An 11,785-nucleotide genomic window follows, 5' to 3' on the forward strand; every position below is an offset into this window, starting at 1 on the left:
CAACAATTACAAGGTATGTCTAAATTGAGATTCAGAGTAGTAGAAACGGCGTTTAAAAAGAAACCCGTTGCAGTGGCAGCCCCCGCGGAACGTCCGTCGGAATATTATGCCAAGTATGTGTTCAACAAGGAAAAGATGTTCAGGTATCTGCCGAGCAAGGTATATGCCAAACTGATTGACGTGATCGACAATGGTGCTCCGCTGGATCGCAGCATTGCTGATGAAGTGGCAGCCGGTATGAAGAAATGGGCACTCGAAATGGGTGTTACCCACTATACCCACTGGTTCCACCCATTGACTGAGGGTACAGCCGAGAAGCATGACGCTTTCATCGAGCATGATGGCAAAGGCGGTGTGATGGAAGAATTCACAGGCAAACTGCTCGTTCAGCAGGAACCGGATGCATCCAGCTTCCCTAACGGTGGCATCCGCAATACGTTCGAGGCACGCGGTTACAGCGCATGGGACCCCTCTTCTCCGGCTTTCATCGTCGATGATACGCTCTGCATACCGACCATTTTCATAGCATACACCGGTGAGTCACTGGACTACAAAGCTCCGTTGCTGAAAGCCCTGCGTGCCGTAGACAAAGCTGCCGTAGACGTATGCCGTTACTTCAATCCGGAAGTGAAGAAGGTAGTTGCCTACTTGGGTTGGGAACAGGAATATTTCCTGATCGATGAAGGTCTGTATGCCGCACGTCCCGACCTACTGATGACAGGCCGCACGCTGATGGGACACGACAGTGCCAAGAACCAACAGTTGGAAGACCATTATTTCGGTGCCATCCCTACCCGCGTGGCAGCTTTCATGAAGGAATTGGAAATCGAAGCATTGAAGCTCGGCATCCCCGTTAAAACGCGTCACAATGAGGTAGCCCCCAATCAGTTCGAGCTGGCTCCCATCTTCGAAGAATGTAACCTGGCTGTAGACCATAACATGCTCGTCATGGCACTGATGCGTAAAGTAGCCCGTAACCACGGCTTCCGCGTACTGCTGCACGAAAAGCCTTTCAAAGGCGTCAACGGTAGCGGTAAGCACAACAACTGGTCGTTGGGTACGGATACAGGCATCGGACTGATGGGCCCGGGTAAACTACCCGAAGAAAACCTGCGCTTCATCACTTTCGTAGTGAACACCCTGATGGCAGTCTACAAGCACAATGGATTGTTGAAAGCCGCTATTTCCAGTGCCACGAACGCACACCGCCTGGGCGCCAACGAAGCACCTCCCGCAATCATTTCCAGCTTCCTGGGCAAACAGTTGTCGCAGGTATTGGAACACATTGAAGAGAGTACCAAGGATGATCTCGTAAGCCTTAGCGGCAAGCAAGGCATGAAACTGGATATTCCGCAGATTCCGGAATTGTTGATTGACAATACCGACCGTAACCGCACCAGTCCGTTCGCCTTCACCGGAAACCGTTTTGAGTTCCGCGCCGTAGGTTCGGAAGCAAACTGTGCCTGTGCCATGATTGCCCTGAACGCCGCCGTAGCCGAGCAACTGGTAGAATTCAAAAAAGATGTGGACGAACTCATCGAAAGGGGCGAACCGAAGATTTCGGCTATCCTTGAGGTTATCCGCAAATACATCAAGATTTGTAAGCCCATCCATTTCGATGGCAACGGCTACAGTGACGAATGGAAAGAAGAGGCCAAGAAACGCGGTCTGGATTGCGAAACCAGTGTACCTCTCATCTTCGACAGCTATCTGAAGCCGGAAAGTATCCGCATGTTCGAAAATACCGGTGTACTGACTCAGAAAGAACTGGAAGCCCGCAACGAAGTGAAATGGGAAACTTACACTAAGAAAATTCAAATTGAGGCTCGTGTATTAGGTGATTTGGCCATGAACCACATCATCCCGGTAGCCACGCAGTATCAAACGGATCTCATTGATAACGTTTACAAGATGAAGGAGCTGTTTCCAAGCGACAAAGCTGCAAAACTGTCTGCCAAGAACCTGGAACTCATCGAAGAGATTGCCGACCGCACCGCCTTCATCAAAGAGCATGTAGATGCCATGATCGAAGCCCGCAAAGTGGCCAACAAGATCGAAAGTGAACGTGAGAAAGCCATTGCCTACCACGACACCATCGTACCGGCAATGGAAGAGATCCGTTATCATATCGACAAGCTGGAACTGATTGTCGACAACCAGATGTGGACACTGCCAAAATATAGGGAACTCTTGTTTATAAGATAAGTGAAGAAGTGATTAACGATCACTAATAAAATTATTCTATTTCTTTTGTTGGTTGTTTTAAGTTTGCAGGGGGAGAGGTGCCGGGAGGTAGTTCTCTCTCTTTTTTTGAAAACTAAAATATCATCGTAATTTATTTTCCAGCATATCACTTTTTCGTACCTTTGTCAATATTTACAAAACCAGATGATAAATTAAAAACGATTCATTATGAAGAACATGCACATTCGCTATGCAGCACTCCTACTCTTTGTTTTGCTATCAGCATCGGCCTCTTCTTTCGCACAGACCGTTCTGGAGCAAAAAATCAGTGCGATTTCCGCCATTAAAGAAATCCGCCCACTGGAAACTTCTGAGTTTTCAGAGAAATACGTGACCTATTTTACCCAACCGCTGGATCACCGCCATCCGGAGAAAGGCAGTTTTCGCCAACGCGTTATCGTTTCTCATGTCGGCTTCGACCGCCCCACAGTGATCGTTACCGAAGGCTATGGCGCCGCTTACGCCCTCCGTTCCCAATATCGTGAAGAGCTTTCAAAACTTCTCAATGCCAACATGATATTCGTGGAATATCGCTACTTCCTTGAGTCTACCCCCGAACCCAAAGACTGGCAATACCTGACAGCCGAGAACTCTGCAGACGACTTACATGCCATCACCACCGCATTCAAAAACATTTATCCGGGTAAATGGATCGCCACCGGCATCAGCAAAGGAGGACAGACTACCCTTCTTTACCGCACTTTCTATCCGGATGATGTAGATATTTCCGTTCCTTACGTAGCTCCGCTTTGTTATGGAGTAGAAGATGGACGTCATGAGCCTTTCCTGCATAAAGTTTCAACACCGGAAAACCGCAAGAAAATTGAAGATTTCCAATTGGAAGCATTGAAACGGAAAGCAACTTTACTTCCCCGTTTTGAAAAGTATTGCACTGAAAAGAATTATTCATTCCGTGCACCGATTGAAGAAATTTACGATTACTCGGTATTGGAATATTCTTTCGCTTTGTGGCAGTGGGGTACTCCTATCAGCTCCATACCCGCTACTACAGCCTCTGATGATGAAATTTTCTCTCATCTGCTTGCCATCAGTGAACCGGGATATTTCACCGCCGACAGTCCCAATGCTTCTTTTTTTGTACAAGCTGCCCGTGAATTGGGATACTATGGTTATGACGTCCAACCGTTCAAGCAGTATCTCTCCATCCAGTCCAGTGAAGGCTATCTGCACCGTCTGATGCTTCCCGAAGAGTTGAAAGATATGCCTTTCGACAAAACTTTAAGCAAGAAAATAACCAAGTTTCTAAAGAAACAGGACCCGAAGATGATCTTCATTTACGGTCAGAACGACCCATGGACAGCCGCAGGCGTCACCTGGCTGAAGAACAAGAAGAATATTCATGTATTTATCCAACCGAATGGCAGCCATCTGGCACGTATCAACACATTGCCCGAAGCCGAAAAGGCAAAAGTTATGGAGTTAATAAACGAATGGTTGAAATAATAAAAAACGGATGGTCCGTTCACACTCAACAGACCATCCGTTTCTACTCGACAGATCGTCTGTTTTAGCTCAACAGACGATCTGTTTTTTTATTCTATAATTTCCGCGTCCTCAATATTATCTACAGCCTTTGAAGAAGCTCCCGGCGTACCCGGTGCCTTCGGCCGTTTGCGAGTAAATGTAAACCAATTTATCAATTCGGAAACTGCATATACTATGCTGGTGATACCGATAATGATAAATGCCGTGGAACGTACCCCCGTCGGATTGAACAAGGCAACCAGCCCTGCAATCAGAATGAGCACCGGAATGATATAAAATCCCACACGAACCGGCATCCAGCGACGGGCGGCAGAAAGCGACGCAATCTGTTGCACACCACCCAGTACAAGGATAAATCCCAGTACAAACGTCAGCAAGTCTGCAAAGAAACCGGGCATAATGATCAGCCACAGACCAAACAGCAGGCTACCGATTCCTTCGATAGGCAGGCGACGTCTCTCTTCGGCACTCATGGCAAAATACCCGATGATACTTAATAATGCCGGTATCAGAAACACAACACCGATCGTTATTACAAAATAGTCTCCGGCCTCATTGGGAAACATCACCAATACCAAACCGATTATCAGCGCACATATCGTACGCAAAAATGAGTTACTTATTCCTTTCATGAGCTTATGATTTTTTGCGAAGATACATTTTTATCCGCACAACTCCGCAAGAAAGTCACGAAAAATCAATTAACGTTCAGCCAAGCATTCATATCTTCGGCCACCAATAGCCAATAAAGTAACAAGAGAATAGCAATCGATACGCCAATGGCAACTAAATGTTTTCGCTTCATAGTTCATCCTTTCTTTTTTATTGTGAATAATAGTTGTTCTAAATACCCCTATAGAACAACTTTATAAGAAAAATGTTCTTTGAAAGAAAAAAAGCAAGAAATTCTTTGGTAATTAAAACAAAGTGCTTACATTTGCCCCCAGCTAAAACAAAAAGACAATGAAAACAATGCTCATAAATACATATTGGTGGTGGCGCCCGTTACAACTCCGACAGTCGTAAGGGAGCAGCGCTCGTATGTATATATGTGAACATAATATAGATTAAGAAAGAGCCCTGTCGCAACCTGCGACAGGGCTCTTTTCTTTTATCCGGTTTTGAGATAAACAGTAAATCGTAAACAATTAAATAAAAAATAGGATTATGAGTTTTTTAGTAAATCAAGATGGTTATTACGGAGAATTCGGTGGAGCATATGTTCCCGAAATACTCCACAAATGTGTGGAAGAGTTGCAGAACACCTATCTCAAAGTACTGCAAAGCGAAGATTTCAAGCAAGAGTTCGACCAACTGCTGCGTGACTACGTAGGACGTCCTTCCCCACTCTACTATGCCCGCCGGCTTTCCGAAAAGTATGGCTGCAAGCTCTACCTCAAACGTGAAGACCTGAACCATACAGGAGCTCACAAGATTAACAACACCATCGGACAGATTCTTCTGGCACGCCGCATGGGCAAGCATCGCATCATCGCCGAAACCGGTGCCGGACAACACGGCGTAGCTACTGCCACCGTATGTGCCCTGATGAACATGGAATGCATCGTCTACATGGGAAAAACGGATGTAGAACGCCAGCATGTCAATGTAGAAAAAATGAAAATGCTGGGTGCAACCGTCATCCCCGTCACTTCCGGAAATATGACGCTGAAAGATGCTACCAACGAGGCAATCCGCGACTGGTGCTGTCATCCTGCCGATACGTACTACATCATCGGTTCCACAGTCGGTCCCCATCCTTATCCCGACATGGTGGCTCGTCTGCAATCCGTCATCAGCGAGGAAATCAAAAAGCAACTCATTGAGAAAGAAGGCCGTGACTGCCCCGACTATCTCATCGCTTGTGTAGGTGGTGGTAGCAATGCCGCCGGAACCATTTACCATTACATCGACGATAGCCGCGTGCAGATCGTCCTCGCCGAAGCCGGTGGTAAAGGAATAGATACGGGTATGACTGCCGCTACCATCGCCCTCGGACAGATGGGAATTATTCACGGTGCACGCACTTACGTCATTCAGAACGAAGACGGCCAGATCGAAGAACCCTACTCTATCTCTGCCGGACTGGATTACCCGGGTATCGGCCCCATGCATGCCAATCTGGCTGCACAAAAACGTGCCATCGTACTTGCTGTTAATGATGATGAAGCCATCCGCGCCGCCTACGAGCTGACGAAACTGGAAGGTATCATCCCCGCCCTGGAAAGTGCCCACGCCCTCGGTGCCCTCGAAAAGCTGAATTTCAAACCCGATGATGTTGTTGTACTGACCGTTTCGGGACGTGGAGACAAGGATATAGAGACGTATCTTAATAATTAAAAATTATAAATTAAAAATTAAAGGGTTATGAATACATATAACTATCAAACACATAGTCGTACTATTCTTGGGGACTTGCACACTCCTGTAAGTACCTATCTTAAAGTCCGCGACGTCTTTCCCCAAAGTGCACTCATGGAAAGCTCCGACTATCACGGCAGTGAAAATAACCGTTCATTTATCGGACTCTGTCCATTGGCAAGCGTCAGCATCGACCATGGAACAGCCATCTTCCGCCTACCCGACGGCACTCGCGAAGAACGTCCCATCACACCGGAATATCCTGTAGAAAAAGCTTTAGAGGATTTCCTCGGCCGCTTCCATGTGGAAGGCGAATATGCCAATTACTGCGGTCTTTATGGCTACACCTCTTTCAATGCCGTACGCTATTTTGAAAATATTCCCGTAAAAGATAGCCGCGAAGCCACCAACGACGCACCGGATATGCTCTACATCTTGTATCAGTACCTCATTGTCTTCAACGACTTTAAGAACGAAATGGTACTTCTTGAAATGCTTGCCCCCGGTGAAGAAAGTGAACTGGATACCGTGCAGAAAGCCATCAATAACCGCAATTACACCGCCTACGATTTCCGTGCCGTTGGTGAAACCACTTCCCCACTGACCGACGAACAGCATAAAGCAAATATCCGTCAGGGAATTGCCCACTGCCTGCGTGGGGATGTTTTCCAGATTGTTCTCTCCCGCCGTTTCGAACAACGTTTCGTAGGCGATGACTTCAAACTTTATCGTGCCTTGCGCAGCATCAACCCCTCTCCTTATCTGTTCTATTTCGATTTCGGAGGTTTCCGCATCTTCGGTTCATCACCCGAGACGCACTGCCGCATCGAAGGCCGCTACGCCTACATCGACCCCATTGCCGGTACTACCAAGCGCACCGGAGATCCCGAACAGGATGCGCTGAACGCCCAATACCTGCATGATGATCCCAAAGAGAATGCAGAGCATGTCATGCTGGTCGATCTCGCCCGTAACGATCTTTCCCGCAACTGCCACGATGTAAAAGTGGATTTCTACAAGGAAATGCAGTATTACAGTCATGTTATCCACCTGGTAAGCCGCGTCAGTGGTACGCTGAACGAAGATGCCCGCCCCATCAAAGCATTCATCGACACCTTCCCGGCAGGCACTCTGAGCGGTGCACCCAAGGTACGCGCCATGCAACTCATCAGCGAACTGGAACCGCACAATCGCGGCGCTTACGGCGGTTGCATCGGCTTCATCGGACTGAACGGTTCACTGAACCAGGCCATTACCATCCGTACCTTCGTCAGTCGCAACGGTGTACTTTGGTTTCAGGCAGGCGGCGGCATCGTAGCCAAGAGCAATGAAGAATATGAGTTGCAAGAGGTGAACAACAAACTGGGAGCACTGAAAAAGGCAATCGTAATGGCGGAGAAAATGTAAATTCATGTACAATGTACAATGTACAAAGTACAATTTGCCATGCGGCGTACATAGCGCAGCCAAATTGTACTTTGTAAATTGTACTAAAAATTGTACTTTGTAAATTGTAAATTGTAAATGAAATCATGAAAACAGTAATCATAGACAACTACGACTCTTTCACCTACAACCTTGCCCATCTGGTAAAAGAACTCGGTGCAGAAGTAGATGTGCTACGCAATGATAAGTTTGAGCTTGAGGAATTGGAGAAATATGATAAGATCATCCTTTCACCCGGCCCCGGCATTCCCGAGGAGGCAGGCTTATTATTAGAGGTCATCCGCACTTACGCAGGACGAAAACCCATACTTGGCGTCTGTCTGGGTGAACAGGCCATCGGACAAGCATTCGGCGGGAAGCTCACCAATCTGAGTGAAGTCTTTCACGGCATACAAACGAATGTAAAAATAAAGAATAAAGATTACATTTTCTCCGGTCTTCCTACTGAAATTCCAGTCGGCCGTTATCACTCCTGGGTAGTGGATACGGAAGGATTTCCCGAAGAATTGGTTATCACCGCCATCAGCTCCGAAGGTCAAATCATGGCACTGAAACATCGGGAATACGATGTTCACGGCATCCAATTTCACCCGGAATCGGTATTGACTCCCGATGGAAAACAGATTGTAGGCAACTGGCTGAAAGGCTTCTGAAATGCCACATTTCAAACACTAAAGTGAGGCATTCCGAACACAACAGAATTTTCAATCGTAAATTGTAAATCGTCTAATCGTAAATAAGAAAATGAAAGATATATTAACCCGTCTCTTCAACCACGAAGAGCTTACTTCGGCAGAAACCAAGCAAATTCTCCTGAACATCACCCGGGAAGCTTACCCCGAAGCACAAATTTCCGCATTACTCACTGTATTTCAGATGCGTAGCATCACAGTAGATGAACTAATCGGCTTTCGCGAAGCCCTTATGGAGACTCGTATCCCTATCGACTTCGCGCCTTATCGGCCTATCGATATCGTAGGTACGGGAGGTGATGGAAAGAACACGTTCAACATTTCCACTTGTGCCTGTTTTGTGGTGGCCGGAGCCGGTTACAAAGTTGCCAAACACGGCAATTATGGTGCCACTTCCGTCAGTGGGGCAAGCAATGTCATGGAGCAACACGGCATCCGCTTCACCAATGATCCCGACAAGTTGAAACGCAGCATGGACGAGTGTAACATCGCCTACCTGCACGCCCAACTTTTCAATCCGGCAATGAAGTTCGTCGGCCCTGTGCGCAAGGCATTGGGAGTACGTACACTGTTCAACCTTCTTGGCCCGCTTGTCAATCCTTGCAAGCCTACTTACCAGTTGCTCGGTGTGGCCGATCTTGCACAGATGCGACTCTACACAAATGTTTTTTACAAACTCGGTATCGATTTTGCGGTAGTCAACAGTCTCGATAGCTACGACGAAATCTCCCTCACGGACGAATTCAAAGTTATGACGCGCAATTACGAACGGATTTACCGTCCCCAAGCGCTGGGTTTCAATGCCGCGCAACCCGAAGAGCTCTTCGGCGGAGCCTGCAAAGAGGATGCCGCCCGCATCTTTGATAACATCCTTAATAACCGTGCCACACGTGCCCAAACACAATGTGTCATTGTCAACGCCGCCTTCGCCATCCAAGTGATGGAACCTGAAAAGGAAATCGAAGAATGCATTGCCATCGCTCGCCAATCGCTGGAGAGTGGACGGGCGCTGGAGACGTTGAAGAAGTTTATAATGATTAATAGTTGACAAGGGAACTAGTTAACAAGGGAACAAGGCCTTTCGGCATGATGGCTGGGCAAATTCGCTCACAAGTACAGCGCAGCCCTTCCCCCCTCGTCAACTCGTCCCCTCGTCAACTCAAAAAACAAAAACAATGAAAGATATTTTATCCGAAATCATCGCCCACAAGCGGATTGAGATAGAGCAGCAAAAGCAAGCAGTCTCCCTCAGTCAATTGCAAGAGCAAGCTGCTGCCATGATGCAGGAAACTGTCGGAACCGGAGCTTCCGGCACAACGCCCGTCCGCAGCATGAAGCGTGCACTCGCAAACTCTTCATCCGGCATCATTGCCGAGTTCAAACGCCGTTCCCCTTCCAAGGGCTGGATCAAGGAAAGTGCACAGGCCGACCTCATCCCTCCTGCTTATGAAACAGCCGGAGCTTCCGCTCTCTCCATCCTCACGGATGAAAAGTTCTTCGGCGGAACTCTGCGTGACATCCGTACAGCACGCCCGTTGGTCAACATCCCGATCCTGCGTAAGGACTTCATCATCGACAAGTATCAGCTTCTGCAAGCCCGCATTGTAGGTGCCGATGCAGTGCTGCTCATTGCCGCCTGCCTCACACCTGATGAGTGCCACACACTCACTATGCAGGCACACGAACTTGGGCTTGAAGTTCTGCTCGAAGTGCATAGTATCTCCGAACTCTCCTATATATATAAGGAGACGGATATGATCGGCGTCAACAACCGTAATTTGGGCAGCTTCGTCACCAACATAGAAAACTCTTTCCGCATTGCAGAAGAGTTAAAAAATGCTGTTGCTGAAATTGATTTTCAGACGCCTCCGCTGCTCGTTTCCGAAAGTGGTATTTCGCACCCTGAAACCATCCGTGAGCTACGCTCAGCAGGCTTCCGTGGTTTCCTTATGGGAGAGACATTCATGCGTACAGACGATCCCGGAAGCACATTGGAAGAACTCATTCACGGCGTATGAATTTGGAAATTCACACATAATGTCATATATTCGTGATTTTTAAGGTACATAAGCCCATGAATACAATGATCAAAGTATGCGGAATGACCGATGCAGACAATATCCGCGATGTAGAAGTATTAGGTGTAGATATGATCGGTTTTATCTTCTACCCCAAATCCCCCAGATACCTGTACCAGATACCCAGGTACCTGCCTACGCTTGCCAAACGTGTCGGTGTTTTTGTCAACGAAACCAAAGAAAACATCCTTATGTATGTCGACCGTTTCGGTCTGAACTACGTCCAGCTGCACGGTGACGAATCACCCGAATATTGCCGCACCCTTCATTCACAGGGTATCCGGATCATCAAAGCGTTTTCCATCGCTTTGCCCAAGGATCTTCTTGCCGTATCTGATTATGAAGGTTTCTGCGACTACTATCTGTTCGATACACGTACCGTCCACTACGGTGGCTCCGGACAGCAATTCGACTGGAGCATTCTGCAACGTTACACTGGTAGTACCCCCTTCCTGCTTAGCGGTGGTATCAATTCTTACAGTGTCAAAGCTCTGAAAGAATTCCACCATCCCCGCCTTGCCGGTATCGATATCAACAGTCGCTTCGAGACATCTCCGGGCATCAAGGATGTGGAACGGATCGAACGTTTTCTCAAAGAATTAAGAACGAATTAAATTTAGAATAACATCATGAATCGTATAAATCAACTTTTTCAGGACAGCCCTAAAAACTTGCTGTCCATCTACTTCTGTGCTGGTTGTCCAACCCTGGAAGGTACTGCCGACGTCATCCGCACCCTCGAACGCAATGGGGTCCATTCGATTGAAATCGGTATTCCCTTCAGTGACCCAATGGCTGACGGCATTGTTATCCAGGAAGCTGCTACCCGTGCTCTTCGCAACGGTATGTCGCTGCGTATTTTGTTTGAGCAGCTCCGCGATATCCGTAGCGATGTCCGTATCCCCCTCATTCTGATGGGCTATCTCAACCCTATCATGAAATTCGGGTTCGAGGCTTTCTGTCAGAAATGTGTAGAATGTGGCATCGACGGCGTTATTATTCCCGATCTTCCCTTCAAAGATTACGAAGAAACGTATAAACCTATTGCCGACCGTTACGATATCCGTGTCATCATGCTCATCACCCCCGAAACCAGCGAGGCTCGTGTCCGTGAAATCGACGAACATACCGACGGCTTCATCTATATGGTATCCAGCGCTGCTACTACCGGTGCCCAAAAAGATTTCGATAGCCAGAAGCAAGCTTATTTCAAAAAGATACAGGATATGCACCTGCGCAATCCCCGCATGGTTGGCTTCGGCATCAGTAACAAACAGACATTTGATGCCGCTTGTGCCAACTCTTCCGGTGCTATCATCGGTAGCCGATTCGTCACCCTGCTGAATGAAGCTGAAGGAGATGCGGAAAAGGCGATCACACAGTTGAAAGAAGGGTTGAAGAAGTGATTGGAAAGGAGTGGATTAGTGATAAGTAAATGACATTGTAATGGCAAAATGT

10 protein-coding genes are annotated in these 11,785 nt (G+C 47.5%); 9 read left to right on the plus strand and 1 reads right to left on the minus strand.

What is annotated here, in order from left to right:
• Positions 1 to 15 precede the first annotated feature (15 nt).
• On the plus strand, positions 16 to 2,205 hold the full coding sequence (locus K429_RS0126955) for a glutamine synthetase III (RefSeq protein ID WP_007214348.1): 2,190 nt from the start codon (positions 16 to 18) through the stop codon (positions 2,203 to 2,205).
• 207 nt (positions 2,206 to 2,412) lie between these two features.
• On the plus strand, positions 2,413 to 3,708 hold the full coding sequence (locus K429_RS0126960; RefSeq protein WP_029328790.1) for a S28 family serine protease: 1,296 nt from the start codon (positions 2,413 to 2,415) through the stop codon (positions 3,706 to 3,708).
• Positions 3,709 to 3,797: 89 nt separating this feature from the next.
• Here the strand turns inward: K429_RS0126960 and K429_RS0126965 are convergent, their stop codons facing one another.
• Positions 3,798 to 4,382, minus strand: a complete 585-nt coding sequence (locus K429_RS0126965) for an HdeD family acid-resistance protein (RefSeq protein WP_022210231.1) — start codon at positions 4,380 to 4,382, stop codon at positions 3,798 to 3,800.
• Between the two features lie 535 nt (positions 4,383 to 4,917).
• Between K429_RS0126965 and trpB the strand changes: the two genes are divergently transcribed.
• From trpB to trpA, 7 genes are all read left to right on the plus strand, one after another.
• Complete coding sequence (gene trpB / locus K429_RS0126975; RefSeq protein ID WP_029328791.1) at positions 4,918 to 6,090, plus strand: tryptophan synthase subunit beta; 1,173 nt, start codon at positions 4,918 to 4,920, stop codon at positions 6,088 to 6,090.
• A 27-nt stretch (positions 6,091 to 6,117) separates the two neighbouring features.
• Positions 6,118 to 7,518, plus strand: a complete 1,401-nt coding sequence (locus K429_RS0126980) for an anthranilate synthase component I family protein (RefSeq protein WP_029328792.1) — start codon at positions 6,118 to 6,120, stop codon at positions 7,516 to 7,518.
• A gap of 125 nt (positions 7,519 to 7,643) precedes the next feature.
• Positions 7,644 to 8,210 carry an aminodeoxychorismate/anthranilate synthase component II gene (locus K429_RS0126985; RefSeq protein WP_029328793.1) on the plus strand — a complete coding sequence of 189 codons (567 nt, stop codon included), beginning with the start codon at positions 7,644 to 7,646 and terminating at the stop codon, positions 8,208 to 8,210.
• A gap of 91 nt (positions 8,211 to 8,301) precedes the next feature.
• On the plus strand, positions 8,302 to 9,297 hold the full coding sequence (gene trpD, locus K429_RS0126990; RefSeq protein ID WP_029328794.1) for an anthranilate phosphoribosyltransferase: 996 nt from the start codon (positions 8,302 to 8,304) through the stop codon (positions 9,295 to 9,297).
• Between the two features lie 127 nt (positions 9,298 to 9,424).
• Entirely contained in the window at positions 9,425 to 10,267 is an 843-nt protein-coding gene (gene trpC / locus K429_RS0126995; protein ID WP_029328795.1) for an indole-3-glycerol phosphate synthase TrpC, read from the plus strand.
• A 56-nt stretch (positions 10,268 to 10,323) separates the two neighbouring features.
• Positions 10,324 to 10,941, plus strand: coding sequence for a phosphoribosylanthranilate isomerase (locus tag K429_RS0127000; RefSeq protein WP_022210225.1), 618 nt, complete (start codon positions 10,324 to 10,326; stop codon positions 10,939 to 10,941).
• 15 nt (positions 10,942 to 10,956) lie between these two features.
• Positions 10,957 to 11,733 carry a tryptophan synthase subunit alpha gene (trpA, locus tag K429_RS0127005; protein ID WP_022210224.1) on the plus strand — a complete coding sequence of 259 codons (777 nt, stop codon included), beginning with the start codon at positions 10,957 to 10,959 and terminating at the stop codon, positions 11,731 to 11,733.
• The last annotated feature ends 52 nt before the right edge of the window (positions 11,734 to 11,785 follow it).

This window comes from Bacteroides sp. 14(A), assembly GCF_000526555.1.
Taxonomy (GTDB): Bacteria; Bacteroidota; Bacteroidia; order Bacteroidales; family Bacteroidaceae; genus Bacteroides; species Bacteroides cellulosilyticus.

Coding starts and splice junctions, on each gene's coding strand:
- K429_RS0126955 (WP_007214348.1), top strand. CDS start 16: ATGTCTAAATTGAGATTCAGAGTAGTAGAAACGGCGTTTAAAAAGAAA.
- K429_RS0126960 (WP_029328790.1), top strand. CDS start 2,413: ATGAAGAACATGCACATTCGCTATGCAGCACTCCTACTCTTTGTTTTG.
- K429_RS0126965 (WP_022210231.1), bottom strand. CDS start 4,382: ATGAAAGGAATAAGTAACTCATTTTTGCGTACGATATGTGCGCTGATA.
- trpB (WP_029328791.1), top strand. CDS start 4,918: ATGAGTTTTTTAGTAAATCAAGATGGTTATTACGGAGAATTCGGTGGA.
- K429_RS0126980 (WP_029328792.1), top strand. CDS start 6,118: ATGAATACATATAACTATCAAACACATAGTCGTACTATTCTTGGGGAC.
- K429_RS0126985 (WP_029328793.1), top strand. CDS start 7,644: ATGAAAACAGTAATCATAGACAACTACGACTCTTTCACCTACAACCTT.
- trpD (WP_029328794.1), top strand. CDS start 8,302: ATGAAAGATATATTAACCCGTCTCTTCAACCACGAAGAGCTTACTTCG.
- trpC (WP_029328795.1), top strand. CDS start 9,425: ATGAAAGATATTTTATCCGAAATCATCGCCCACAAGCGGATTGAGATA.
- K429_RS0127000 (WP_022210225.1), top strand. CDS start 10,324: ATGAATACAATGATCAAAGTATGCGGAATGACCGATGCAGACAATATC.
- trpA (WP_022210224.1), top strand. CDS start 10,957: ATGAATCGTATAAATCAACTTTTTCAGGACAGCCCTAAAAACTTGCTG.